The organism is Nitrobacter sp. CN101, from assembly GCF_055390255.1.
Genome location: NZ_AP038833.1, coordinates 2,171,392 through 2,197,727 on the forward strand (window position 1 = coordinate 2,171,392; position 26,336 = coordinate 2,197,727).

Consider the following 26,336-nt stretch of genomic DNA (forward strand, 5'->3'; position numbering starts at 1 on the left):
CTGCTGAAACACTGGTATTGAGACGCCGCCCGGAACGGGCGCGGAGCGTCGATGCCCTTCACCATTGCCATCATAGGCCGACCCAATGTCGGCAAGTCGACCCTGTTCAACCGTCTGGTCGGGCAGAAGCTGGCGCTGGTTGATGACGAGCCGGGCGTGACGCGTGATCGCCGCGAAGGACAGGCTCGGCTCGGTGACCTCGATTTCACGGTGATCGACACCGCTGGTCTCGATGAAGGTCCGCGCGGCTCGCTGACGGCGCGAATGCAGGAGCAGACCGAAGCTGCGATTGCAGCTGCCGATGCCCTCATGTTCGTATTCGATGCGCGTGCGGGCCTGACGCCGACCGATCGGTCTTTTGCCGATTTCGCGCGCCGCGCCAACAAGCCGGTTGTGCTCGTTGCCAACAAGAGCGAGGGCAGGCACGGGGACGCCGGCGCGCTGGAATCCTATGCGCTGGGCCTTGGCGATCCGATCGGGGTGTCCGCCGAGCACGGCGAGGGCATGAGCGATCTGTATGACGCGTTGCGTGCCGTGATGCCGGAGCCAGCCGAAGAAGCCGAGGAATTCGACGATGACGACATCATCGAGTCCGACGATATCTCGCAGCGGCCGATCCGCGTGGCGATTGTCGGGCGCCCCAATGCCGGTAAATCGACACTGATCAACTATCTGCTTGGGGAAGAGCGGCTGCTGACCAGTTCCGAAGCCGGTACCACGCGGGATTCCATTTCGGTCGAGCTGGACTGGAAGGGACGGGATTTCCGGATCTTCGACACTGCCGGGCTACGGCGCAGGTCGCGGATCGAGGAGAAGCTCGAGAAACTGTCGGTGGCGGACACCTTGCGCGCCGTCAGGTTCGCCGAAGTCGTCGTGCTGATGATGGATGTGCAGAACAAATTCGAGGAGCAGGACCTCCGCATCGCCGACCTGATCGAACGTGAAGGCCGCGCTCTGGTGATTGCCGTTAACAAATGGGATCTGATGGATCGGGGATCCGGCCGGATCGCGTCGCTGCGCACCGATGCAGATCACTGGCTGCCGCAGGTCAAGGGCGCGCCGATTGTCGCGGTCTCCGGCCTGACGGGCGACGGGATCGACGGCCTGATGACGGCGATCCAAAGCGCCTACGCCGTCTGGAATCGCCGTGTGCCGACTGCGGCGCTTAATCGCTGGTTCGAACAGGCGGTCGATGCCAACCCGCCGCCAGCTGTTTCGGGTCGGCGATTAAAACTCAACTATGCAACCCAGGCCAAGGCGCGGCCGCCGAGTTTCATTGTGTTCTGTTCGCGGGCGGACGCGGTTCCGGAATTCTATCTGCGCTATCTCGTCAACAGCCTGCGCGGCTTTTTCGATCTCCCCGGCACGCCGATCCGCGTCACGCTTCGCGAAAAAGCCAATCCGTTCGCGCATAAGCGCAAGCGCAAGTCATAGCGCGCACCGCCAATCGATTTGTCCAGAAGCAGGATGCCGTCAGCGGCTGCAAGGAGGCTGTGCGCGCTGCAGAAGATGCACTCTGTAATTCTCCAACAAGTCGGCGGCCAACCCGGCCGGAGTTCGGCAATCGCCGTCGGCCTTTTCGTCGGACGGTGAGTTCCTGAGAGTAAAGGCGCGTATCACGCGCTCGACAACGGCTTGCATCGACAGCTCCTGACCCGCCCGACACCATCCATCGCGTACTTCCAGTCATTTGTGAGGCGGCCGTCCCAAACGATTCAATACGCCGGCGCTGGCGGAACGCGACCGATGGCGGCCAATCGTCGGCACGCCCATAGCGTTTTCGAGCGAAGTGGAGACCGGTTCGCGGGAAGAAACGCGTCAGATCAAAATCATGGAGCCATGCTTTGATTCCGATCTGAAGCGGAACGGCTCTAGGCCGGCGGCGAGCCGAAGCTCATAACCTCGCCGCTGGCGTAGTCGTATAGTTTTCCGGTCTCGCCCCAGGAAGGAAGGCACATCGGTATAATGAGATCCGCAACCTGTTCCGGTGTGTCCAGCGTCATGGGATCCTCGCCGGGGAACACTGTGGCGCGCATCCGGGTCCGGATCGGTCCCGGATCGAACAGGTTGACGCGGAGCGGAGTGGAGGCGGTCTCGTTTGCCCAGCATCGTACCAGCGTGTCCAGCGCCGCCTTCGAGGCTGCATAGGGACCGCGATAAGCGTTGGCCTCGCCAGCAGCGCTGGCGGTAACGAATACCGCGCGTCCGGCATCCGATTGCTGCAGCAACGGTTCCATGCACCGGATCAATTGAAAATTCGCGGTGACGTTGATCGCCATCACGTCCTGCCATGGCTTCATCTCGATGTGGCCGAGCGGGGAGGATGGACCGGCGATGCCCGCGTTGCCGACGAGGATATCGAGTTTGCCGTGACGCTCATTCAGGGCCGCACCGAGCCGTGCGATTCCATCGAAGTCGGTGAGATTGAGCGGCACCAGCGTCGCGGTGCCGCCGTCCTTGCGGATGTCGTCGTCGAGTTCTTCGAGCCCGCCTTGCGTGCGCGCAACCGCGATGACATGCGCGCCGGCTTTGGCAAGCGCGCGTGCGGTGGCGTAGCCGATGCCGCGCGAGGCGCCGCTGACGAGCGCTATGCGGGAGGCGAGCGGTTGTGTCATGGACGGATGCTTTTGTGTTAGGATTGGAAGAGCTCGAGTTTTCCGTGTCTTATGCCTGAATTATCTGGCGAAGCCAAAGGCCAATGGCGACCGATGCCGGCCGCCGACGGTTACAGTAACGCGGCGGCCTTCATGGTCGGGTGGTTCTAGGCCGAAGGTTTGTCGATGGATGTGTCCTCGGAACGGATTGTCGAGCTCTACGAACGGCACGCACGTGCCTTCGATCGAGAGCGCGGCAGGAGCCTGTTCGAACGAGGTTGGCTTGACCGATTTCGTGCGGTCGCGGGCGCCGGAGTGGCCATTCTGGATGTCGGTTGCGGATCGGGTGAGCCGATCGCTCGCGCGCTCATCGAGGCCGGGCACAACATCACCGGCATCGATTCGGCAGAAACGATGATCGCAATTTGCCGGGAGCGCTTCCCGACGCAATCGTGGGTGGTCGCCGACATGCGGAGTCTCGCCCTCCGCCGCCGGTTTAGCGGCATTCTCGCGTGGGACAGCTTTTTCCATCTCACACAGGCCGATCAGCGGGCGATGTTTGCAATCTTTGCCGCGCATGCTGCGGAAGGATGTGCGCTAATGTTTACCAGCGGCCCGCGTGCGGGCGAAGCGATCGGAACATATCAGGGGGAGGCGCTGTACCACGCGAGTCTTGATCCCCACGAATATCGGGCGCTGCTGCAGGCTAACGGATTCGACGTCGTCGACCACGTTGCCGAAGACGCAGCATGCGGTGGCCACACCATATGGTTGGCCCGATCAGATGGGAGCGGTGCTGGCGCTTGCTAACTCGATCCGGTCAGCTCGCTTCCGCGAGCAGCGACAACTGATGGGGTTGCGGTTCGACGTCAGTATGGTCGGTAAGATTGGTCGGATAGGCGCCAGTAAAGCAATGATCGGAATATTTCGGGTTCGCCGGATCGCGTCCGGGTTCGCCCATGGCGCGGTACATGCCGTCGATGGAAAGGAAGGCAAGCGAATCCGCGCCGATCATGTCACGCATCTGCTCGAGGCTGTGGGTCGCGGCCAATAGTCCACTCCGGTCGGGCAGGTCGATGCCGTAGTAATCGGGATGGATGATCGGCGGCGAGGCCAGGCGGAAGTGCACCTCCGTGGCTCCGGCATCGCGCATCATGCGAACGATCTTTCTTGAAGTCGTGCCGCGCACCAGCGAGTCGTCGATCAGGATGATGCGTTTGCCGGCGATCGCGGCGCGGTTGGCGGAATGCTTCATCCGGACGCCAAGTTCGCGGACGCTTTGGGCCGGCTGGATGAACGTGCGGCCGACATAATGGTTTCTGATGATCCCGAGTTCGTACGGCACGCCGGAAAACTGGCTGTAGCCAAGGGCGGCAGGCACGCCGGAATCGGGCACCGGTACCACGACATCGACCTCGGCGTGACTCTCACGGGCCAGTTGTGCGCCGAACGCCTTGCGAACTTCGTAGACCGAACGGCCTTCGACGATCGAATCTGGCCGTGAAAAATAGATGTATTCGAAGATACACGGCCTTGGCGGCATCGGCGGAAAGGGCTTGTGGATTTCGGTCTGGATGGTGCCATCGACACGATGGAACACGATGACTTCGCCGGGTTCGATGTCACGGACATACTTTGCACCGATGATATCGAGCGCACAGGTTTCCGAGGTAAGGATCGGACAACTGTCGAGTTCGCCGAGCACGAGCGGACGGATGCCCCGCGGATCACGCGTTCCGACCAGCTTCTTGTTAGTCAGCGACACCAGCGCATAGGCGCCCTCGAGAGCCCGAAGCGCTTCGATATAGCGCTCGATGAAGCGGCCGCGCCTTGACTGTGCGACCAGATGAAGGATGGCCTCGGTGTCGGTGGTCGATTGCATCAACGCGCCGCGGCCTACCAATTCGCGACGCAGCGTCAGTCCGTTGGTGAGGTTACCATTGTGGGCAACGGCGAAGCCGCCTGCGTTGAGTTCGGCGAACAGCGGTTGCACATTCCGCAGGATGGTGCCCCCGGTGGTGGAGTAGCGGGTGTGGCCGACAGCGGCGCTGCCGGGGAGACGTTCGATGACCTCGCGGCGGGAGAAGGCGTCACCGACAAGTCCGAGCCGGCGTTCAGAGTGAAAGCGATGGCCATCGAAGGTCACGATGCCGGCCGCTTCCTGACCGCGATGCTGGAGTGCGTGAAGGCCAAGCGCAGTGATCGCTGCGGCTTCTGAATGGCCGAAGATGCCGAACACGCCGCATTCCTCACGGAGCATGTCGCCGTCAAGATCGAAATCAGGTTCGGGATCGTGCGAGGACGCGTCGCTGGAAAGGCTCTGCTGACAGTCCATTGCGCCTCACTATTCGGTCGGACCTGAATAAGTCGTGAACGTCAAGTCCGCGTTCTAACTACTGTTCCGCCGGTTTGCCGTCGATCAGCTTTTGCAGGCCGTCTCGGGCAGGTTTGGAATAGCCATCGGAACCCGGTGACGCAGGTTCCGCATCCGGCTGCTCCTCTTCGGGCTTATTCTTCTTGAGCTTGTTTAAAATGGTGTTCTCGGGATCGTCCGGCAAGAGCGACTGTAGCCAGACGCCAGTGGAATTGAGCACCGTGAGCGATTTTGCCGCCGTGACCCAATCGGGCCGCTGCTTGTCCGGAACCAGCCAGGTGAAAAACAGGAAGGCAACGACGACGATCAGCAGCCCCCGCGCCAGTCCGAACAGGAAACCAAGGGTACGGTCGAGTGCGCCGATCCTGGAATCGAGGACCATGTCGGAAATGCGTGTCGTGATGAGGGAAATCACGATCAAGGTGCCGATGAAAACGCCACCGATGACGGCGGCAGCCGCGATCGTATCGTTGTTAATATAATTCTTGGCGAACGGCAGGAGCTTCTGGAACGAGTAAAGGGTGGCCAGCGCGGCTATGCCCCACGAGGCAATTGACAGGATTTCGCGCATGAAGCCGCGGATCATCGCCAGCAGCCCCGAAATCAGCATTACGGCTAGCAGAACGAGGTCGAGGATGGTTATCGGCATCGGCTGGTCAGGTCCGCTCGTAAAATCTCAAACCACGAATCGTTGCTTATTGCTGGTCTCGCAGACGATCATACAGCGCGTCCAGCAGGGACATTTTCGCACAACACTATCATTGGCCTTGCGGCCGCCGAATGTATAGCGGCGGGCGGTCGCAAGGTCACGCCGCTTTAGCCGTCCTGACGACGGAATCGGGCAGGTGTGGCATTTTTCTCCGGATCGGTGGTTTTGCCAGAGCGGCTTTGTCCGCGCGCTGCGATATCCGCCACCAGCGTCGTCAATCCGGCGACGGTATTGAGCGACAGGCCGGCATCGCCGCCGACATCTCCACGGGCCGATTCCGGCAGCACGGCACGCCCGAATCCGAGCTTGGCGGCTTCTTTCAGCCGCGCCGAGGTTTGGGCTACCGGTCTGACCGCGCCAGATAGCGAAATCTCGCCGAAATAGACCGCGTCGGTCGGGAGTTGGGCGTTTGTCAGCGAAGACACGAGCGCCGCAGCCGCGGCAAGATCGGCGGCTGGCTCGTTGATTCGCAGACCACCCGCCACATTGAAATAAACGTCGTGACCCGAGAGCTTGACCCCGCAGTGAGCTTCGAGAACCGCTAGCACCATGGACAGCCGGCTCGAATCCCAACCGACGACGGCGCGTCGCGGTGTGCCGAGCGAGGTCGGCGCCACCAATGCCTGTAGTTCCACCAGCACCGGCCTGGTGCCCTCGATGCCCGCGAAGACCGCCGTGCCCGGACTACCGAGATCACGTTCCGACAGGAACAGTTCGGACGGATTGGAGACCTCGCGCAAGCCGAGTCCTGTCATCTCGAAGACGCCGATCTCGTCGGTGGGGCCGAACCGGTTCTTCACCGCTCGCAGAATACGGAATTGTTGAGAGCCTTCACCTTCGAACGACAGCACGGCGTCGACCATGTGCTCGACCACGCGGGGGCCAGCGATCTGGCCGTCCTTGGTGACGTGGCCCACCAGAATCAGCGCCGCCCCGGACTTTTTTGCGAAACGAATGAGGGCCTGCGCCGAAGCGCGCACCTGGGTTACGGTTCCCGGCGCGGATTCCACCGTGTCGGTCCACATGGTCTGGATCGAGTCGATCACCACGAGGCGCGGCACCGCACCTTCGGACAGCGTGGCGACGATATCCTCAACAGAGGTTTCCGCTGCCAGTTGCACCGGTGCGTCGGCAAGCCCAAGGCGTTCGGCGCGCAATCGCACTTGCGCGACCGCTTCCTCACCCGAGATATAGACGGCGCGATGGCCGGCGCGCGCCAGCAGGCTCGTCGCTTGCGTGAGTAAAGTCGATTTGCCGATCCCCGGGTCGCCGCCGACCAGCAGCACCGAGCCGCGGACAAAGCCGCCGCCGGTGACGCGATCAAGCTCAGTCATGCCGGAGGAAAGGCGCGGTGCATCCTGCGTCTGGCCTGTCAGCGTTTCCAGTGTGAACAATCGGCCCTTGCGCTTGGAGCGGATGCTGACCGGCATCGTCGTCGCGCCGGTTATGTCCTCCTCGGCCAGCGTATTCCATTCGCCGCAAGCGTCGCACTTGCCCTGCCAGCGGTTATACGCCGCGCCGCAGTTCTGGCAGACAAAGGAGAGGGTGGATTTGGGCATATGGTCGGTTGACTTTTGTTCTCATTTTGTTCTACAACGAACGTTCGATGAAGTCAAAGCAATCGGAATCATTAGTAAGAATTTTTCGCTATTTTGGACGACAGAGTAACTGAGTTTGGTGAGGGTTCCAAATGGCCGAAACACAGATCGAATGGACCGACGCCACATGGAATCCGGTAGCAGGTTGCACAATCGTCAGTGCCGGCTGCACCAACTGCTACGCCATGGAAATGGCGAGGCGGCTACAGGCGATGGACGTCGCGAAATACAAAGGTCTTACTCGTCGAAGCGGCAAGCGAGCAGTCTGGAATGGCGTTGTTCGAGAAGATAAGAACTCGCTTAACATCTCGTTGCGATGGAAAAAGCCCAAAAGATTTTCGTCAATTCAATGAGCGACCTTTTTCATGAAAGTGTCAGTGACGCTTTCATTTCGAAGGTGTGGAATGTCATGCGTGCGACGCCACATCATCACTATCAAATCCTGACTAAGCGCCCGGAGCGAATGGGCGTTCTTGTCAAAAAGATTTCCGATGTGCTTCCTAGGCTCAGGACCCATTAAATCTGTTGCGAGAGGACTGGCGGGTTGATTCAATGGCGATGTTTGGGGGACATCGCCATGGCCGATTTGTTGTTGCTGTCGGAGGCTCAGATGCGCCGGATTGAGCCGTATTTTCCGCTGTCGCACGGGATTGCGAGGGTTGACGATCGACGGGTGATCAGCGGCATCGTCTTCGTCATCAGAAACGGTCTGCGCTGGCGCGATGCGCCGCCCGGCTATGGTCCGCATAAGACGATCTATAACCGGTTCGTGCGCTGGAGCCGGCTCGGCGTGTTCAACAATATCTTTGCCGAGCTGGCACGCAAAGGTGGCAAGCCCTCTCTCCTGATGATCGATGCGACGCATCTGAAGGCGCATCGCACCGCCGCCAGCCTTTTAAAAAAGGACCTGTTCCCCGATGTATCGGGCGCACGAAGGGCGGCTTGAACTCCAAGCTGCACGCCGTCTGCGACGGTCAGGGACGCCCTGTCATCATGCTGCTCAGCGAAGGCCAGATGAGCGATTATAAGGGGGCGGCCTTGATGATCGATGCGCTGCCGCCCGGGAAGCAGTTGCTTGGCGACAAGGGCTACGACGCCAACTGGTTCCGCCAGCCGCTCGCGGCCCGCGGCATCACGGCCTGCATCCCATCGAAGGCCAGCCGCGCAAAGCCGCATGCTCTATCGCCAACGACACAAGATCGAAAATGCGTTCGGCAGGCTCAAGGACTGGCGCCGCCATCCACACCCGCTACGATCGATGCTCACATACCTTCATGTCTGCCATCTGCATCGCTGCAGCCGTCATCTTTTGGCTCTGATCAATGAGTCCTGAGCCTAGAAACAATTTCGGATATCATTGCATCGTTCACATCAGCTGAAATTTTCTATACGTTCGGAATTACATCGCTCCTTACATTCTTGCGCAAATCAGATCCGGGGCGATTGGCTAAAGCGCTTGATCCGCTAGGAGTGCGCGTAGCTGATCTCGCACAACTCGATGCGGTGATGAATAAAAATGCTTGGCTAGGCTCAGCGGAGCGGTTGGTATTTGAGTCCTTCGAGCGTTGCTCAAAATTTCACAGTCCATTTTCAATCAACAATCAAGAGGGCTGGCGTTACTGGCTGATCCATTTCGCCAGTTCCTACCGAGCGCGCCAAGAATATAACGACATCTTGCATCAGAATAAATCTGCGCAGGCTCATTTCGGTCGTTCCGGCTTAAACATGCTCTCGTACGACGCGCATGACGACAGCACCATGCTATATCTTTTCGACGAGCCGGGCCGTATCGAGGCTAAGAAGCAACTCTATGATGACATTCCGCGTCTGATTTCTAGTTACGGTGACGCCGTCAGCGTTGGCGACTTTTATGCAAGCATTTATAATGCGACGCCGGCTCATACTGACGACGTGCATTTTGCCATTATTGAAAATCCAGACCTTGAAGTGATTACCGCTGATGGCGGCGGAGAGCGCCGCAAGGCTAATACAATCAGAGTGAGCGATACTCTGCGTATGAAGAAGCAATTGAGCTTTCCGAAATTTTTCGGGGCACTCACCAAATCAACAAAATGACCGCAAACTTGCAGCTTCAGCCGGCGGTCAGGCCCTTTAATCCCATATCCCAAGTCGGCGCGCCAAAGCGTTCGAAAATCACCGACTTGCTGAAATAAAGTTCGAGAGAACTAGCGGAGAGCCTGGCAACTTCCGCGCCCGCGGGAACGCTTGATCGCATTCGGCGCAGGGTTCACGACTCGGCTGGGCCGCCCTTGTAGATTCGGTTGTAGCGGCCGCCCAGGCTGGTCAGCACCTCGTAACCGATGGTGCCGAAATGGTGCGCAAGTTCGTTCACGGTGATGCCTTCGCCGATAAGCGTCGCCAGATGGCCGCGCCGGACCATCGCATGGGACGGCAGGTCGGTGATGTCGACCGCCAACAGGTCCATGGAAATTCGGCCTGCCACCGGGCATCGCGTTCCGGCGATAATGACGTCGGCTCCGCGCGTACCGTCATTGCTGCCGCCGGCACGGAAATATCCGTCGGCGTATCCCGCCGAGACAACGGCAAGCCGGGTCGGCCGCCGCGCGGTCCACGTCGCGCCGTAGCCGACGCTTTCGCCTTTGTCGATCGAGCGGGTTTGCAAGATCCGCGCCTTCAACTCGACCACTGGCTGCATCGGATTGGTGGCTTCCGGCGTGGGGTTGACGCCGTAGAGCGCGGCGCCCGGACGCACCAGGTCAAATTGATACTGCGGCCCGAGAAAAATACCAGACGAGTTCGCCAGCGAAGACGGAGCGCCGGAAAACAGCCTAGCGGTCTCCCGAAACGCCGCGACCTGACTGGCATTGAGAGGATGATGGAGGCTTTCCGCGCACGCCAGATGACTCATCACCAGCGTGATACCATGATCGCCAGCGTCGATCCTTGGAAGGATGCCTTGCGCTTCATCGATGGTGAGACCGAGGCGGTTCATGCCGGTGTCGATGTGGATGGCCGCGCCGCCCGCCCAGCCGGTATGACGGCAAAACACGTCCCATTCCGCAAGTTCGTTGAGATCGCCGATCACGGGGCGGCAATTGATTGCCGCGAAAGCGTCACCGCAATTCTGAAAGAAGCCGTCCAGCACATAGATGTCGGCCCCGGCCGCGGCGGCGCGCACCACGCGCGCCTCATCGAGCGTGGCAACGAAAAACGTTTTGCATCCGGCGGCGCTCAGCGCGCGCACCACGGGCCGGGCTCCACAGCCGTAAGCGTCGGCCTTGACCACCCCCGCACATTCGGCGGGCACCGCGGTCTTTTCGAGCTTGCGCCAGTTGGCGACTATGGCGTCCAGATCGACGGTGAGGGTGCCGATCGCCGCAGCCGGCGCAATAGCCGCGCCGGCATCGGCGGGCACGCTGCTGGAGGTCATTTTAGAATCGGGCATGAGATTCATGCCGCATGGTACGCCCGGCTGTGCGGCGGTTCAACAGCGCGAGTCGTATGCTTGGAAAGGCTGTAAATCGAGCCTGCTCATGTTGTGGCGCGCCGCATCGTGAGGCGACTGTCGGAACCGACGCTAGGCTCAGGACCCATTAAATCTGTTGCGAGAGGACTGGCGGGTTGATTCAATGGCGATGTTTGGGGGGCATCGCCATGGCCGATTTGTTGTTGCTGTCGGAGGCTCAGATGCGCCGGATTGAGCCGTATTTTCCGCTGTCGCACGGGATTGCGAGGGTTGACGATCGACGGGTGATCAGCGGCATCGTCTTCGTCATCAGAAACGGTCTGCGCTGGCGCGATGCGCCGCCCGGCTATGGTCCGCATAAGACGATCTATAACCGGTTCGTGCGCTGGAGCCGGCTCGGCGTGTTCAACAATATCTTTGCCGAGCTGGCACGCAAAGGTGGCAAGCCCTCTCTCCTGATGATCGATGCGACGCATCTGAAGGCGCATCGCACCGCCGCCAGCCTTTTAAAAAAGGACCTGTTCCCCGATGTATCGGGCGCACGAAGGGCGGCTTGAACTCCAAGCTGCACGCCGTCTGCGACGGTCAGGGACGCCCTGTCATCATGCTGCTCAGCGAAGGCCAGATGAGCGATTATAAGGGGGCGGCCTTGATGATCGATGCGCTGCCGCCCGGGAAGCAGTTGCTTGGCGACAAGGGCTACGACGCCAACTGGTTCCGCCAGCCGCTCGCGGCCCGCGGCATCACGGCCTGCATCCCATCGAAGGCCAGCCGCGCAAAGCCGATCGAACATGACCGCATGCTCTATCGCCAACGACACAAGATCGAAAATGCGTTCGGCAGGCTCAAGGACTGGCGCCGCCATCCACACCCGCTACGATCGATGCTCACATACCTTCATGTCTGCCATCTGCATCGCTGCAGCCGTCATCTTTTGGCTCTGATCAATGAGTCCTGAGCCTAGTTGCGTTCGGGTAGGTGGCCGTCATGCGCGAGATCACTGAAGCGGGTGAACTGCCCCTCGAACTGCAGTTCGACGGTGCCAGTGGGCCCATGGCGTTGCTTGCCGATGATGACTTCGGCTTTGCCGTGCACCAGATGCATTTCGAGTTGCCATTTCTCGTGTTCAGGCGTGCCGGGCCGAGGCTCCTTGTTCTGGAGGTAATATTCTTCGCGATAGACGAACATCACGACATCGGCGTCCTGTTCGATCGAGCCGGATTCGCGCAAATCTGAGAGTTGCGGGCGCTTGTCGTCGCGATTTTCGACCTGACGCGACAATTGCGACAGCGCGATGATCGGAACATTCAGCTCCTTCGCCAGCGCTTTCAGGCTGGTGGTGATCTCGGTGACTTCCTGCACGCGGTTGTCGCTGCGCTTGCCGCTACCCAGCAGAAGCTGGATGTAGTCGATCACCAAGACGTCGAGCCCTCTCTGCCGCTTCAGACGGCGGGCGCGCGCGGTTAGTTGTGAAATCGAAAGGCCGCCGGTTTCGTCGACGAAGAGCGGCAGGTGCTCCAGCTCGATGGTGTGATCGCGGATCTTCTCGAAATCGTTTTCAGTGATGCCGCCGCGCCGAATATTGCTCGAGGGAATGCAGGTCTGCTCGGCGAGAATACGAGTCGCCAGTTGCTCCGCCGACATTTCGCAGGAGAAGAAGCCCACGATCCCGCCATTGACGGTCTTCATCGTGCCGTCAGGCTGAAGCTCCGACTCATGAGTCTTGGCAATGTTGTAGGCGATGTTGGTCGCGAGCGCGGTCTTGCCCATGCCCGGCCTGCCGGCCACGATGATCAGGTCGGACTGCTGCAATCCGCCCATTTTCGAGTCGAGATCGCGCAGGCCCGTCGCGATGCCGGAAAGCTTTCCATCGCGGCGGTAGGCATTGGCCGCCATGTCGAGTGCGATCTTCATCGCCTGCGAGAATTTCTGGAAGCCGCCTTCATAGCGGCCGGATTCGGCCAGCTCGTAGAGTCGGCGCTCGGCGTCCTCAATCTGTGCTCGCGGCGCGAAATCGACCGGCGCGTCGTAGGCGACGTTGACCATGTCCTCGCCGATGTGAATCAGGTCGCGGCGTAACGCCTGCTCATAGATTGTGCGTCCGTAATGCAGGGCGTTGATGATCGTGGTCGCTTCCGCCGCCAGACGGGCGAGGTACTGACTTACGGTCATTCCGCCGATATCGGTTTCAGCGGGAACGAACGTCTTGACCGTGACAGGCGTTGCGATCTTGCCAGCGCGGATCAGGCTGCCTGCGGTCTCAAAGATGGTCCGATGCATCGGGTGGAAGAAGTGCTTCGGCTCAAGGAAATCCGAAACCCTGTAAAATGCGTCGTTGTTGACCAGAATGGCGCCGAGAAGACCGCACTCCGCTTCGATGTTGTGCGGCGGGGTGCGATAGGCTGGTGTCGCGTCAGGCGCAAGCTTCAGGATGTTCGAATCAGCCATGGCTTTCGGATTCTGACCTGGATTATTTGTGGGATACAGGCCCCGCATAAAGCGCCGCTCCGGTGGACGGCGAAAGCAAGGTCCTGTCCCTTATGCCCGATTCCCACATGATCTTGAATGAAACTTGAGTCGAAAATGCAAGGAACTTGACTGTCGCCAGCGACAAATCTCCGCCCGACTCGCCGAGCCGGGATGACGCTCAAAACGAAACTTCGAATGGATCACGGAGCGACTTTGCATATCGGCCCATATTCACAGCACTAAGGATCGCACTTAGCCTTCGAAACTGAAATTTCCCGATTTGAGGCGGCTCATTCGCCGGCGATTTGAAACCGCGGCCGCTGTTTTTGCTCAAGACTGCGCAGTTTCGCTTCCCTATGTTGGATATAGTCGCGTGTTATAGGTGCGGTGCCTTGCCGTTTCGTGATCTGAACTTGGAAATTCATCAGGTTCTGCTTCCGGAACGACATTTCCGATGCCGCCAAATAAAACTCCCACATGCGCCCGAACCGCTCATCGTAGAGCCACACGGCTTCTTCGCGTCTCGCCATGAAGCGCTCGCGCCATGCCTTCAGCGTCTCTGCATAGTGCAGACGCAGGATTTCGATGTCGCAGATGAGCAGTCCGGCGCCCTCGATGGCTGACAGGACTTCGGACAGCGCGGGGATGTAGCCGCCCGGAAAGATGTACTTCGCGATCCAGGGATTGGTAATGCCCGGGCCCTCGGAACGGCCGATCGAATGCAGCAGCATTATGCCGTCGGGTTCAAGCAGCTCGGCGCAACGTTTGAAAAAGGTATCGTAGTGGTCGACGCCGACATGCTCGAACATCCCGACAGATACGATGCGATCGAACGATCCGGGAATATCGCGATAATCCTGGAGCAGGAATTTCGTCGACCGCGTCATGTTGTTCTCAGCTGCGCGGGCTTTCGACACCTGAAGTTGTTCGGTCGAAAGCGTGATGCCGGTGACGTTGGCGCCAGTCATTTCCGCGAGATAAAGGCTGAGGCCGCCCCAGCCTGAGCCGATATCGAGGACGTTGTGGCCGCGCTCGACCAGAATCTTGGCGGTGATATGCCGCTTCTTTGCAAGCTGGGCATCGTCCAGCGTCATGTCCGGAGTTTCGAAATACGCGCAACTGTATTGTTTGTCGGCATCGAGAAACAGTGAGTAGAGACGGCCGTCGAGATCGTAATGGCGCGAGACGTTGTTTATTCCGCGAGGATTGAATTGCTGGAAGTTGCGGACAAGATAGCGGAGCCACCATTGCAGCTTCGCCCAGCGCGGCATGATGTCGGGCTGGTCGAGGATGATCGCCAGAACGTCGGCAATCGATCCCCGTTCGACGAGCATTGTGCCGTCGGTATAGGCCTCGCCGAAAGACATTTCAGGATCGAGCAGAAGCTGGCGTGCGACGTCTTTCGTGGTCAGCCGGACCCGAACCGGTTCCCCGGTGCCATCGCCGCAAGTGAAGGCCATACCGCTTGCGGTTACGAATGTGATCGAGCCGCGCCGGATAAATTGGTTCAGAAAAAACCGTAACAAACGGTCCATCGAAACCACCATCATCACCAGAACGCATCAGCCGCCATAGCGTCTGGGAATGGCGTCCAAGTTCCATCAGCAATAATAATGTCGCGGAAGCCGGTTCACCAATGTTCTGATCGCAAGGCCGATATCCGGAATCGATCTGCGGTCATGTGTTTGCGTCCATCTCTACGCTTCCATTCGCAGCATAATGAGCTAAAAGGTGTGCCGCCGCGGCGGCCGTGCAATTTCCGCACCCGGAGGATGAGAATGTCGAGCCGAGCGCTCAGTTTAGCGACGATGCTTATGATCGTTGTTTTCGCGAGTGATGCTGGAGCGCAAAATCTCGAGGCAGGAAAGTCGGCTGCCCAGATGTTTTCGGGGAACTGCGCCTCCTGCCACAAAGCGGTGCGCGGGCTGCTCAGGACGGTACCGCCCGGATCGTTGCCAGGCTTCCTGCGCCAGCATTATACCACCGGCCCCGACATGGCCGGGATGCTTAGCGCCTATCTGATTTCCAGAGGCGCGACCGATCAGCGGTACCACCCTGAACGACCCAGGTTATCTCCGGGTGATGTGAGACCGGAACCGAGGCAGGCGGAGGGACAGGGCAGGACGCCGCTTCCCCAGGCGGCGCAGCCCGATCCTTCCGCGCAGAATGAGCCACAGGCAGGTAAGGACCGGTATGGAAGGCGCATCATGCGGCCGGCCGGAGAGAATCCCGAGACTGCGAGACCGGCTTCGGAGGAGGCCAGCCAGCAGGATAGGCGGAAGCCTCGAGACAGGAAAAAGCTCAGCAAGCAAAAGCCGGCTTCGGACGAATCGGCGAAAGCCGGCGCCGCAGGGCAGGGCGCGTCTCAGAGCGACGCTGCGACGAAGCCCGAGGCTGCGAAGACTGAACCGTCCGACGTGACGCCAGCCAAGGAAAAAGAAGCGGTCAAGGAAGAACCAGCTAACGGACAGGCGCCCAAGGCACAGCCCGGCAAGAAAGGAGCGGCCGAAGAAAAGACGGTCAAGGACGAAACGCCAAAAACGGAGCCTGCCAAGGAACAGGCCGGCGAGAAACAGCCTGCTCTGGAGCAAGCCGCAAAGCCGCAAGCGGTCAAGCCGGACGCATCGAAGCCTGATCCAGCCAAATCCGAGAGTGATAAGGCCGACGTCGGTAGAAGCGAAACGGGAAAACCTGGCGTTGATAAATCTGAAGCCGAGAAACCCAGCGCTTCCGCAAGTAGCAAGGCGGACAGCACTCCGACCGATGCTGCGCCTTTCGGTGAACCCAAAGCGGTGCCTCTGCGCGCCGATCCCGTTCCGGCGGTGACGCCTGCGCCGAAGGTCGGCAAGAGCGAAGCCCTGCCGCCGTCGGAAGCAGCGAGTTCGACGCTGGCGCCAACTCCCTCCGATTCTGTCGTCGTATCGTCGCCATCGAACTCCGTAGCGCCGTCGCCATCAGCTTCGCCTAGGACGGAGCCGGCATTGGCGCCATTGGAGCCCGCCGCTTCTTGGTCCGCGCCGCCGCCATCGGCTCCCGTCCAGTAGTCGCTTTGAAGACGCTACAATCGCTGCAACTTCGAATCGAGTCGAACAGACCGTCAGATCATTGATACCAAACCGCCGCCATGGCGCTCCAGTCGTCCGGCCAGTTCCAGTTCAAGCAGGACCGTGCGCACGACGGCCGGTGGGGCATCCGCCATCCGAATCAGATCGTCGAGCCCAATCGGCGCGGGACCAAGCAAGGCGACGATGCGCGCACGGTCGCTTGCGGCAGGCTCTTCGGTCCAGGTGCCGCCGTGCTCCGGTTCTTCAGCGGGTAGATCGACCGGCCGTCTCATGATCGGCCGGACGGCATTGATGACGTCGGATGCCTCGGTAATCAGAGTCGCGCCCTGCTTGATAAGATCGTTAGTGCCGGCAGCACGAGGATCGAGCGGCGAGCCCGGCACGGCGAAAACCTCGCGGCCTTGCTCGGCAGCGATGCGGGCGGTGATCAGCGAGCCAGATCGATGCGCGGCCTCGACCACTACAACACCGATCGCGGCGCCCGAGATCAGGCGGTTGCGCCGCGGGAAATCACGGGCTCGTGGCACATGCCCCATCGGCACTTCAGAAATGGCGCCGCCTCCTTCCAATATTGCCGCTAGCAGATCCTCATGCTCCGACGGATAGATACGGTCGTGGCCACCGGCAAGCACTGCGACAGTACCGCGAGCCAGGCTTGCACGATGCGCCGCCTGATCGATACCGCGTGCCAGTCCCGATACGATGACGAAACCGGCATCGCCGAGATTATGCGCCAGCGTTTGCGCGAACTTGTGACCGGCACCGGATGCATTGCGTGAGCCGACGATCGCGATCATGGGACGCTCCATGACATCGAGGTTGCCGCGCGCACCAAGCAGCGGCGGCGCGTCGTCGATCATTGCAAGGTGCGGGGGATAGCCGGCCTCTCCTGGCGCTAGCAAACTGACGCCGATCCGCCGGGCAGCCGCCAACTCGTTCCGCGCCTCGGTTTCCGCACAAAGCCGGCCGGGACGCGAAGCTCCGCCACGTCGCGCCAGATCGGGTAGCCGGATGAGGGCCTCACGGGCGCTGCCGAAATGGTTCACGAGGGAACGAAAGGTCCGAGGCCCGACGTTTTCGGACCGGATAAGCCGCAGCCAATCGATCCGCTGCGCTTCGTTCAGCCGCCTGTCTGGATTCCGGATGTTCACGCCTGCCCCCAAAGCTAGAGCGTTTTCGAGCGAAGTGGATACCGGTTCGCGTGAAGAAAACGCGTCAAAACAACAAACTGGAGCTCGCTTCCAATCAGTAAAAAGCGGAAAGGCTCCAGGTGAGCTTTGCCCAAGTTGTCGCGAGGGAGCAACCTTGGATGCGGCGTTGATCAATGTGATCCCAGATCGCCGTTACGCTTTCGCGCCAATCCTGCCTTCGCTGCCCGCGGAAAGACGCCGGATGTTGTCGCGGTGTTTGAACCACAACAGCACGGTCAGCACCGCAAACAGCAGCGCTAGCGGCGGGTGTCCGAGCCACCACAACAGCAGCGGAGTGAGGAGACTGGCGATGAGTGCCGACAGTGACGAGTAGCGTGTCGTGAACGCCACGAGCAGCCAGATCGCGCAGAAGGCGAGCGCTGTCGTCCAGCACAGGCCGAGCAGCACTCCGATATAGGTTGCGACGCCCTTGCCGCCATGGAATTTCAGCCACACCGGAAAAAGGTGGCCGAGAAATGCACCGAGTGCCGCAGCTATGGCGGCCGCAGGTCCCCATAGCGATCCTGCAACAAGTACGGCGGCAGTGCCCTTGAGCATATCTCCAACAAGCGTTGCCGCGGCGAGTCGCTTGTGTCCGGTCCGCAGCACGTTGGTTGCACCGATATTGCCGGAGCCGACCGAACGCAGATCTTGCGTTCCGGCGATCCGCGTCAAAATCATCCCGAACGGGACTGAGCCGAACAGGTAGCCGAAGACGAAGGCGATCACGGCAATGATGGACGAAGACATCGTGAGGGGCTCCGGGCTTCACTTCGCAGATGTAAACCATAGATCGGCGTCATCGCGCCATAACCGACATGTCGGGTAGAGAATGAGATTCGCGTCCATCCGCCTGCGCAGCGGGTGTTCCTTGGTTCGGATACCTTCGCTGGCCGCCGTTATTGTGGCGTCAGACGTGTTCGAAAACCGTGCGTCCGCCGACGATTGTGCGGACGACACGGCCCAGGAAGCGCGACGCGTCAAATGGCGTATTCTTACATTGCGATTTGAGATCGGCGGGATCGAGAATCCAGGGAACGTCAGGATCGATCACGATCACATCGGCGGGTGCCCCCGGTTGTAAGGATCCGCCCGGCAAACCCAGCAATTCTGCGGGCCGCGTCGACATTGCCCGGATCAGGGTTTTGATATCGAGTTCCCCGTTGTGTACAAGCCGCAGCGCCGCCGTCAGCATGGTTTCTAACCCTATCGCGCCGGACACAGCTTCCGCGAAAGGCAGGCGCTTGGTTTCCACGTCCTGCGGGTTGTGGTCGGACATCACCACATCGATCAGGCCTGACGCCAGCGCTGCGATCAGCGCGCGGCGGTCGTCCTCGCCGCGCAGTGGCGGCGACAACTTCAGAAACGTGCGGTATGGACCGATATCGTTTTCATTTAGAGTCAGATGATTGATTGACGCGGACGCGGTGACAGGAAGTCCGGCCTCGCGCGCGCGATTGAGAATATCGAGAGATTCCGCGCAGGTGAGCGACGCCGCATGGTAACGGCCGCCGGTGAGTCCCACGAGCCGCATGTCGCGCTCCAGAACTACCGCTTCCGCGGCCGTCGGGACGCCCGTCAATCCGAGACGGGCAGATAGCTCACCTTCATTCATGACGCCTTCGCCGACCAAAAAGGCATCTTCGGTGTGATGGACGATCAGCGCGTCGAAATCGCGGGCATAGGTGAGGGCGCGGCGCATCACCCCGGCGTTCATCACGCTGCGGGCGCCATCGGTGAAGGCGACCGCGCCTGCCTCCTTCAAGAGGCCGATCTCGGTCATTTCCTTGCCGGCAAGACCCTTGGTCAGCGCCGCCATCGGATGAATGTTGACGATCGCGGTGTCCCGCGCGCGGCGCAGCACGAAATCGACGGTTGCGGAATTGTCGATCACCGGCGAAGTATCAGGCTGGCAGACAATGGTGGTGATCCCGCCGGCAGCGGCGGCGCGGCTCGCGGATGCAAAGGTTTCGCGATGGCCGGCGCCCGGCTCCCCGACGAAAGCGCGTATGTCGATCAGGCCGGGCGCGACGATCTTGCCGGCACAGTCGATGATGTCGGTGCCTTCGGGCACGCCTGCGGCGCCGATGCCGTGGCGCGCGTCACGAACGACCCCGTCAGTGATGAGCACGTCCCCAAGACCATCGAGATCGAGGGCAGGGTCGACGATGCGAGCGTTGGCGAGCAGGATGGGGCGGGAACCGCTTAGCATGTGCTGCACCTTCGCAAATCGAGAGCGCTCGCTAATGCTCGCCGTGCAAATCGGCCGGAACGGTCGGGTTCATGCATTCGGCAGATTCCTCGCCAGCGCCTCCAGCACCGCCATCCGCACCGCTACGCCCATTTCGACTTGTTCGCGGATCAGAGACTGTGTGCCGTCCGCGACGATTGAATCAATCTCAACGCCGCGATTCATCGGCCCCGGATGCATGACCAGCGCGTCAGGTTTGGCGTATGCGAGCTTTTTCTGATCGAGGCCGTAATAATGAAAATACTCGGAGCTCGACGGCACGAACGAGCCGCTCATCCGTTCGCGTTGCAGCCGGAGCATCATCACGATGTCTGCGCCGTCCAGCCCCTCGCGCATGTCGCGGGCGACTTCGACGCCCATGCGCTCGATGCCCGGCGGCAGCAGCGTGGAGGGTGCAACGACGCGGACGCGCGCGCCCATGGCGTTGAGCAGGATGATATTGGAGCGTGCGACACGCGAGTGGAGCACGTCGCCGCAAATCGCGACCAGAAGTCCCTCCAGCCGTCCTTTGTTTCGGCGGATGGTCAGGGCATCCAACAGCGCCTGGGTCGGATGTTCGTGGGCGCCATCGCCAGCATTGATAACGGAACCGTCAACCTTGCGCGCCAGAAGCTCCACCGCGCCGGAAGCTGAATGTCGCATCACCAGAATGTCCGGGTGCATGGCATTGAGCGTCATCGCGGTGTCGACCAGCGTCTCCCCCTTGCGAGTCGACATTGACGATACCGACATATTCATCACGTCGGCGCCGAGCCGCTTCCCGGCTATCTCGAATGACGATTGGGTTCGGGTCGAAGCCTCGAAGAACAGGTTGATCTGGGTGCGCCCGCGCAAGGAGGTTCGTTTCTTGTCCACCTGGCGGTTCAATTCGACGTATTCTTCGGAAAGGTCGAGGAGGCCGGTAATGTCGGCGACGGAAAGGCCCTCGATGCCCAGCAGATGCCGGTGTCCAAGGACAAAGCTCGATTTGGTTGACGATGTCATTAAAGCCAGAGCTATAGGCAGAGTTTCCCCGTCGGGCAAGGCCGAACAGCGCGCAGGCGGGTTATCCCCCGCCGAAGCGGAGGTCACGGTAAATGAAGTGGAGACCGTCGGCGTGAACTCGCCGCGGTTCCGGCATAAAGTCGCATGGGCATCAGCGCCGGCGGAGGTGGTTCATGACGCAACCATTCAGGACGCACGAGGTCTTCAACCAGTCGCCGCCGTTCGAGGACGTCGATCTATTCACGCTCGACCGTCCGTTGGCGGAGGCGGCAGCTGCGAACGGCGGAGCCACAGCCCGCGACGAAATGGAGGCGTTCGGAAAGCATTGGGGCTCGGCGGCGATGGCCGCGCGCGGCCGTCTGGCCAACGAAAACCCGCCGAAGCTGCAGCTGTTCGATGCGCGCGGTAACCGGCGCGACGAGGTCGAATTCCATCCATCCTATCACGAGCTGATGGCGAACAGCGCTCATGCCGGTCTCCACAATTCCACCTGGACGGCCGAGGGCAAACCCGCAGCCGGTGCGGTGGAAGTGGTGCGCGCGGCAAAATTCTATATGGCTGCGCAGGTCGAGACCGGACATCTCTGTCCGATCACCATGACCCGCGCCTCTGTGGCGGCGCTCGCGGTGCAGCCGGACATGCTGGCGAAAGCGATGCCGGTGATTGCGACCCGCAGCTACGACCCGTCGGTTGCGCCGTGGTGGACCAAGCGCGGCATCACCCTGGGCATGGGCATGACCGAGAAGCAGGGCGGCACCGACGTGTCCATCAACCAGACCCGCGCTGTCCGCGATGGTGACGCCTATCGTATCACCGGTCACAAGTGGTTCATGTCGGCGCCGATGTGCGATGCGTTCCTGGTGCTGGCACAGGCGGATGGCGGACTGACATGCTTTTTTATGCCACGCTTCCGTCCAGACGGCTCGGTCAACACGATTCATTTCCAGCGGCTGAAGGACAAGCTCGGCAATCGCTCCAATGCTTCGTCCGAAGTGGAATTTATCGAGGCTTATGCCCGGCGTGTCGGTGACGAAGGAAACGGCATTCGCACCATCATCCAGATGGTGCAGTTAACACGGCAGGATTGCGCCATCGCCTCGGTCGGCTTGATGCGCTCGGGGCTGGCACATGCGCTGCATCACACACGTCATCGCAGCGTGTTCCAGAAACGTCTCGTCGATCAGCCCTTGATGCATGCGGTTCTTGCCGATATGGCGCTACATGTGGAAGCGTCGTTGGCATTGGTGATGCGGCTGTGTCGCGCGTGCGATGAAGCCCCATCTAACCCGAAAGCGGCGACATGGATGCGGCTTTTGACGCCCGCGGTGAAATATTGGATCTGCAAGAGCTCGCCGGGCTTTCTGTATGAGGCGATGGTGTGTCTGGGGGGAAACGGCTATGTCGAGGAGAATATTCTGCCTCGTCACTATCGCGAGGCGCCGGTTAACGCGATCTGGGAAGGGTCCGGAAACGTGATGTGCCTCGACGTGCTGCGGGCGCTGGCCCACGAAGGCGAGGCGGCTGTCGCCGTGCTCGAAGACTTCGTGGTGGATACCAATGGTTTGCCCGGTGCGGCGGAAGCGGTAGCATTTCTTGCCAAGACTTTCCGTCGGCCCGACTGTGAGCGCGTCGCGCGCCAGGCGGTGGAGACGCTCGCGCAACTGGCCGCGGTCGCGGCGCTCAACCGGACCTCGCCAAATCAGGCCGCGCTGTTTGCGACGACACGGCTCGGCGGCACGCATGGGCGCCTGTTCGGAACGGCTGAATTGTCCGCCGCCCAGAGCCGCGATCTGCTAGAGCGGGCGCTGCCGTGAATCGGGGGTAAGCAAATGTCGAGCGGATTAAGTATACCCGAAAGTGATCCTGTGACGCCGCCGACGTTGGCTCCTTCACCGCCCCGCATCCCGCAAACGTGGAAATTTCTCGGCACCAGCCTGTGGGGGATCGTGGTATTCGCCGCGATGTTTGCAGGACAGCTATCCGTCCTTGCTTATTTCCTGATCACCGATCGCGCGCCGTTCAGTTTCGACGAGGTCAAGGAATTGGCCGGCGGAGGTCTGACCATCTCACTATCGGTCATCATGGGGCTGCCTGCGGCCTTGCTCGCCCTGTGGATCGCGATCCGGCTGTCGGGGGTGCCGTTCGCCGATTATCTCGCGCTACGCTGGACCTCATGGCGCTACCTGCTGCTTGGCATCGTCGCTATGGTCGTGCTTGTCATCGGCTGGGAGGGAATATCCAATGCGGTGGGACACGAAAGTTCGGCTGCATTCATGGTCGATGTGGCAAAGTCGGCCCGCGCCGATGGCGCGCTGTGGCTTCTGATCGTTTCATTTTGTGTCGTGGCGCCTGTCAGCGAGGAACTTCTGACGCGCGGATTCCTGTATCGCGGCTGGTCGGAGTCGTTCTTGCGTCCCACCGGCGCGATCTTGCTGTCATCGATGGTATGGACCGCGATGCACCTTCAATACGACTGGTTTTTCTTCGGGCAGATTTTTTCGATCGGATTGCTGTTCGGTTACCTGCGATACCTCAGCGGTTCGATCTGGCCGACCGTGATCCTGCATGGCCTCAACAATCTTGCGGCGACGCTACAGACCTTATGGCTCGCCAATCAGCCGTGATCGTCCGGTCCGGACGAGCGCCGCTGCGCCGCAAGCCGGTCCAACGCACCCTGCAGAATAAAGATCGCGGCATGCTCGTCGATCACCTTGGCGCGCCTTGCGCGGCTCATGTCCAATCCGATCAACTCGCGCTCGACGGCGACCGTCGAGAGACGCTCGTCCCATAGCCCGATTGCGAACTCGGTGAGTTTTGCCAGATTGCGCGCAAAAGCACGAGTCGACTGCGCGCGTGGCCCCTCACTGCCGTCCATGTTGATCGGCAATCCAAGAATGAAACCTTCCGCGCGACGTTCGCTTGCAATGGCGAGAAGCCGCGCGGCATCGACCGTGAACGTTTTGCGTTGGATGGTTTCCACGCCGGTGGCGAGGCGACGATCCGGATCGGACACCGCGACGCCAATGGTTTTGGTGCCGAGGTCGAGTCCGACAAGCGCTCCGCGCTCAGGCCAATGCGCGGCAGCTTCGATCAGCGGAAGGACGGATGCAGGCATGGGACCGCATATCATGGGCAAGACAGGCAGGGCAAAAGGGGGCTAACGAACCGTTTGTGCAACCTTCGCAATCACGGATGGTTGCGGTGCGAAAGCCGGGTCTGCTATAGGCGTAACGCTTGTAGGGTGCCAATGCCTTACAACAGACGCCTGCGGGGCCTAATATGTCCGTCGATGCCGCTACCGTCCGCCGCATCGCGCATCTCGCGCGCATAGCGGTCGATGACACCGAGGTTCCCCATCTCCAGGGCGAACTGAACGCGATCCTTGCCTTCGTTGAGCAGTTGCAGGAAGTGAACGTCGACGGTGTCGAGCCGATGACGTCTGTGACGCCGATGGCGATGAAAATGCGGCCCGACCTGGTGAATGACGGCGAGATCGCGGACAAGATCGTCGCCAACGCGGCGGTGACTCACGACCACTTCTTTCTGGTGCCGAAGGTCGTCGAATAGCAGGGTTTGATTCGATGTGTCTGCTCTGTGGCGATGAAAAGTCGTATCGGGCTTATATGGACTACCTCGACGCCATGGAACGCGAGGGCCGCACCGCCGATCTCGACGAGGCGATGAAGGCCGTTTTCGAAAGACTTCAGGCAAACGATACGACGTTTGCCGATGACCCTAGGAACGACAGAACCCTATCGCCTTTTTTTTGCAGCGCGGTTCATAAATGACAGACCTGACTTCGCTTACGCTGGCCGAGGCCCGTGACGGTCTCGCGGGCAAATCGTTCACCGCGCTTGAATTGGCCGACGCGCATCTTGCGGCGATGGAGCGGGCGCGCGTTTTGAACGCCTATGTGCTCGAGACGCCGGAGCAGGCGAGGGCGATGGCGCGCCAGGCCGACGGCCGGATTGCCAAAGGCGAGGGCGGACCGCTCAATGGCCTTCCGCTCGGCGTGAAGGATCTGTTTGCGACGGAAGGCACACGGACCACGGCGTGTTCGCGAATCCTGGATGATTTCAAGCCGCCTTATGAATCCACGGTGACGTCGCAGCTCTTCACGCGTGATGGCGCGGTGATGCTTGGCAAGCTTAACAATGATGAATTCGCGATGGGTTCGTCAAACGAGACCTCGTGCTTCGGTCCGGTGCTCAATCCGTGGCGGCGGCAAGCCTCCGACGCGAAACTGGTGCCCGGTGGATCATCCGGCGGATCGGCTTCGGCGGTGGCGGCCGGACTATGTCTCGGAGCAACCGCAACCGATACCGGCGGCTCCATCCGCCAGCCCGCAGCCTTCACCGGTACCGTCGGCATCAAGCCCACCTACGGGCGTTGCTCCCGCTGGGGCATTGTCGCGTTTGCGTCGTCGCTCGATCAGGCCGGGCCGATTGCGCGTACCGTCCGCGACGCAGCGATTCTGCTGCGCTCGATGGCAGGCCATGATCCCAAGGATACGACTTCAGTCGATCGTGCCGTGCCCGACTATGAAGCCGTGGTCGGCAAATCCGTCAAGGGAATGAAGATCGGCCTTCCCAGGGAGTACCGGCTGGACGGAATGCCCGCCGAAATCGAGAAACTGTGGTCGCAGGGAGCCGACTGGCTGAAAGCCGCTGGCGCCGAACTTGTGGAGGTGTCGCTGCCCCACACGAAATACGCGCTGCCCGCTTACTACATCGTCGCACCGGCCGAGGCGTCCTCAAACCTCGCGCGCTACGATGGCGTCCGTTACGGCGCCCGTGCAGCGGGTAACAACATTGTGGAAATGTATGAAAATACGCGTGCGACAGGCTTTGGCGCGGAGGTCCGCCGTCGCATCATGATCGGAACCTATGTTTTGTCGGCGGGTTACTACGATGCCTATTACCTCCGCGCACAAAAGGTTCGTACCTTGATCAAAAAGGATTTCGAGGATTGCTATGCAGCGGGGGTCGACGCGATCCTCACTCCGGCGACGCCGTCCGCCGCCTTCGGCATCGGCGAGAAGGCTGGCTCCGATCCGATCGAGATGTATCTCAACGACATCTTCACTGTGACGGCAAACATGGCGGGCTTGCCGGGTATTTCCGTGCCTGCGGGCAAGGATGCTCAGGGACTTCCGCTCGGACTGCAACTGATTGGTCGGCCGTTCGACGAGGAGACGCTGCTTTCGCTCGGCGCGATTATCGAGCAGGCTACCGGGCGCTTTAAACCCGAGGTGTGGTGGTGACTCCAGATGCTTTCAAAGCCAGCCTGACGAGTGCGGACCCGCCGGGGGGAGTTTCGCCACAACTTACGGCGTTGTGGTGGGCTGCCAAGGGTGACTGGAATAAGGCGCATGTCATCGTGCAGCCGCTGGTAGGGCCGGAGGCCGCCTGGGTGCACGCCTATCTGCATCGGCTTGATGGTCGCGAGATCGGCAACGCCGCTTACTGGTATCGCCGCGCCGACAAGCCGTTTGCGAAAGGTTCGTCCGAGGACGAGTGGAACCAGATCGTCGCGGAATTGCTGGGCGGCCAAAGCGGCTAGCTCATTCGGGGGTGGTTGCCCCGCCAATTTCATTGCCGCTTTATGCGCGGTATCAGCGCCGCAAATTGACCACAACGGGAGGTAGGCCGGTC

22 protein-coding genes and 3 pseudogenes are annotated in these 26,336 nt (G+C 60.7%); 13 read left to right on the forward strand and 12 right to left on the reverse strand.

Annotated elements, in window-relative coordinates:
• Positions 1–51 precede the first annotated feature (51 nt).
• Positions 52–1,434 carry a ribosome biogenesis GTPase Der gene (der, locus tag ACZ5IL_RS10830; RefSeq protein WP_425904917.1) on the forward strand — a complete coding sequence of 461 codons (1,383 nt, stop codon included), beginning with the start codon at positions 52–54 and terminating at the stop codon, positions 1,432–1,434.
• 437 nt (positions 1,435–1,871) lie between these two features.
• On the opposite strand, the gene ACZ5IL_RS10835 is transcribed toward der, so the two are convergent.
• Positions 1,872–2,615, reverse strand: a complete 744-nt coding sequence (locus tag ACZ5IL_RS10835) for an SDR family NAD(P)-dependent oxidoreductase (protein ID WP_464591308.1) — start codon at positions 2,613–2,615, stop codon at positions 1,872–1,874.
• A gap of 165 nt (positions 2,616–2,780) precedes the next feature.
• Between ACZ5IL_RS10835 and ACZ5IL_RS10840 the strand changes: the two genes are divergently transcribed.
• A complete protein-coding gene (locus tag ACZ5IL_RS10840; protein WP_464591310.1) occupies positions 2,781–3,404 on the forward strand; it encodes a class I SAM-dependent DNA methyltransferase in 624 nt (207 codons plus the stop codon).
• 10 nt (positions 3,405–3,414) lie between these two features.
• Here the strand turns inward: ACZ5IL_RS10840 and purF are convergent, their stop codons facing one another.
• The 3 genes from purF to radA all read right to left on the reverse strand — a co-directional run bounded on the left by purF (position 3,415) and on the right by radA (position 7,236).
• Positions 3,415–4,929, reverse strand: coding sequence for an amidophosphoribosyltransferase (purF, locus tag ACZ5IL_RS10845; protein WP_464591312.1), 1,515 nt, complete (start codon positions 4,927–4,929; stop codon positions 3,415–3,417).
• A gap of 58 nt (positions 4,930–4,987) precedes the next feature.
• Positions 4,988–5,617, reverse strand: a complete 630-nt coding sequence (locus ACZ5IL_RS10850; RefSeq protein WP_464591314.1) for a CvpA family protein — start codon at positions 5,615–5,617, stop codon at positions 4,988–4,990.
• Positions 5,618–5,784: 167 nt separating this feature from the next.
• The gene (gene radA / locus ACZ5IL_RS10855) at positions 5,785–7,236 is read right to left on the reverse strand and encodes a DNA repair protein RadA (protein WP_464591316.1); all 1,452 of its coding nucleotides are present in this window, start codon (positions 7,234–7,236) and stop codon (positions 5,785–5,787) included.
• Positions 7,237–7,367: 131 nt separating this feature from the next.
• Between radA and ACZ5IL_RS10860 the strand changes: the two are divergent.
• The 3 genes and pseudogenes from ACZ5IL_RS10860 to tcmP all read left to right on the forward strand — a co-directional run.
• A pseudogene (locus tag ACZ5IL_RS10860) lies at positions 7,368–7,783 on the forward strand (DUF5131 family protein); the annotation flags it as partial.
• Between the two features lie 69 nt (positions 7,784–7,852).
• Positions 7,853–8,594 (forward strand): annotated as a pseudogene (locus ACZ5IL_RS10865) (IS5 family transposase).
• Positions 8,595–8,655: 61 nt separating this feature from the next.
• Complete coding sequence (gene tcmP, locus ACZ5IL_RS10870) at positions 8,656–9,351, forward strand: three-Cys-motif partner protein TcmP (RefSeq protein ID WP_464596894.1); 696 nt, start codon at positions 8,656–8,658, stop codon at positions 9,349–9,351.
• Positions 9,352–9,523: 172 nt separating this feature from the next.
• Here tcmP and alr read toward each other — a convergent pair whose 3' ends face one another.
• Positions 9,524–10,711, reverse strand: coding sequence for an alanine racemase (alr, locus tag ACZ5IL_RS10875; protein WP_464591318.1), 1,188 nt, complete (start codon positions 10,709–10,711; stop codon positions 9,524–9,526).
• 200 nt (positions 10,712–10,911) lie between these two features.
• Between alr and ACZ5IL_RS10880 the strand changes: the two are divergent.
• Positions 10,912–11,667, forward strand: a pseudogene (locus tag ACZ5IL_RS10880) (IS5 family transposase).
• Positions 11,668–11,683: 16 nt separating this feature from the next.
• Here ACZ5IL_RS10880 and ACZ5IL_RS10885 read toward each other — a convergent pair.
• A complete protein-coding gene (locus ACZ5IL_RS10885; RefSeq protein WP_464591320.1) occupies positions 11,684–13,171 on the reverse strand; it encodes a replicative DNA helicase in 1,488 nt (495 codons plus the stop codon).
• Positions 13,172–13,482: 311 nt separating this feature from the next.
• Positions 13,483–14,727 (reverse strand): class I SAM-dependent methyltransferase, encoded by a 1,245-nt coding sequence (locus tag ACZ5IL_RS10890; RefSeq protein ID WP_464591322.1) that lies wholly within the window; start codon positions 14,725–14,727, stop codon positions 13,483–13,485.
• A gap of 672 nt (positions 14,728–15,399) precedes the next feature.
• Between ACZ5IL_RS10890 and ACZ5IL_RS10895 the strand changes: the two genes are divergently transcribed.
• On the forward strand, positions 15,400–16,236 hold the full coding sequence (locus ACZ5IL_RS10895; RefSeq protein WP_464591324.1) for a hypothetical protein: 837 nt from the start codon (positions 15,400–15,402) through the stop codon (positions 16,234–16,236).
• Between the two features lie 53 nt (positions 16,237–16,289).
• Here ACZ5IL_RS10895 and dprA read toward each other — a convergent pair whose 3' ends face one another.
• From dprA to ACZ5IL_RS10915, 4 genes are all read right to left on the reverse strand, one after another.
• Entirely contained in the window at positions 16,290–17,408 is a 1,119-nt protein-coding gene (gene dprA / locus ACZ5IL_RS10900) for a DNA-processing protein DprA (RefSeq protein ID WP_464591326.1), read from the reverse strand.
• Between the two features lie 192 nt (positions 17,409–17,600).
• The gene (plsY, locus tag ACZ5IL_RS10905) at positions 17,601–18,197 is read right to left on the reverse strand and encodes a glycerol-3-phosphate 1-O-acyltransferase PlsY (protein ID WP_464591328.1); all 597 of its coding nucleotides are present in this window, start codon (positions 18,195–18,197) and stop codon (positions 17,601–17,603) included.
• Positions 18,198–18,357: 160 nt separating this feature from the next.
• On the reverse strand, positions 18,358–19,659 hold the full coding sequence (locus tag ACZ5IL_RS10910) for a dihydroorotase (RefSeq protein ID WP_464591330.1): 1,302 nt from the start codon (positions 19,657–19,659) through the stop codon (positions 18,358–18,360).
• Positions 19,660–19,728: 69 nt separating this feature from the next.
• A complete protein-coding gene (locus tag ACZ5IL_RS10915; protein WP_425904898.1) occupies positions 19,729–20,682 on the reverse strand; it encodes an aspartate carbamoyltransferase catalytic subunit in 954 nt (317 codons plus the stop codon).
• A gap of 173 nt (positions 20,683–20,855) precedes the next feature.
• Here ACZ5IL_RS10915 and ACZ5IL_RS10920 point away from each other — a divergent pair, with 173 nt between their 5' ends.
• Both ACZ5IL_RS10920 and ACZ5IL_RS10925 read left to right on the forward strand, forming a co-directional pair.
• Positions 20,856–22,496 (forward strand): acyl-CoA dehydrogenase family protein, encoded by a 1,641-nt coding sequence (locus tag ACZ5IL_RS10920; RefSeq protein WP_464591333.1) that lies wholly within the window; start codon positions 20,856–20,858, stop codon positions 22,494–22,496.
• A 15-nt stretch (positions 22,497–22,511) separates the two neighbouring features.
• Positions 22,512–23,306, forward strand: coding sequence for a lysostaphin resistance A-like protein (locus ACZ5IL_RS10925; protein ID WP_464591335.1), 795 nt, complete (start codon positions 22,512–22,514; stop codon positions 23,304–23,306).
• Here the strand turns inward: ACZ5IL_RS10925 and ruvX are convergent.
• Positions 23,297–23,797 carry a Holliday junction resolvase RuvX gene (ruvX, locus tag ACZ5IL_RS10930; RefSeq protein ID WP_464591337.1) on the reverse strand — a complete coding sequence of 167 codons (501 nt, stop codon included), beginning with the start codon at positions 23,795–23,797 and terminating at the stop codon, positions 23,297–23,299. The two genes, ACZ5IL_RS10925 and ruvX, sit on opposite strands and share 10 nt — an antisense overlap.
• Before the next feature lie 164 nt (positions 23,798–23,961).
• Here ruvX and gatC point away from each other — a divergent pair, with 164 nt between their 5' ends.
• The 4 genes from gatC to ACZ5IL_RS10950 are packed head-to-tail and all read left to right on the forward strand — an operon-like array spanning position 23,962 to position 26,244.
• Positions 23,962–24,249, forward strand: coding sequence for an Asp-tRNA(Asn)/Glu-tRNA(Gln) amidotransferase subunit GatC (gene gatC / locus ACZ5IL_RS10935; RefSeq protein WP_079447090.1), 288 nt, complete (start codon positions 23,962–23,964; stop codon positions 24,247–24,249).
• A gap of 14 nt (positions 24,250–24,263) precedes the next feature.
• Entirely contained in the window at positions 24,264–24,470 is a 207-nt protein-coding gene (locus ACZ5IL_RS10940; protein WP_464591339.1) for a hypothetical protein, read from the forward strand.
• Positions 24,467–25,945: an Asp-tRNA(Asn)/Glu-tRNA(Gln) amidotransferase subunit GatA gene (gene gatA / locus ACZ5IL_RS10945; protein ID WP_464591341.1), complete on the forward strand. Its 1,479-nt coding sequence runs from the start codon at positions 24,467–24,469 to the stop codon at positions 25,943–25,945. The genes ACZ5IL_RS10940 and gatA overlap by 4 nt, the downstream gene beginning before the upstream one ends.
• Positions 25,936–26,244, forward strand: a complete 309-nt coding sequence (locus ACZ5IL_RS10950) for a hypothetical protein (protein ID WP_464591343.1) — start codon at positions 25,936–25,938, stop codon at positions 26,242–26,244. The genes gatA and ACZ5IL_RS10950 overlap by 10 nt, the downstream gene beginning before the upstream one ends.
• The last annotated feature ends 92 nt before the right edge of the window (positions 26,245–26,336 follow it).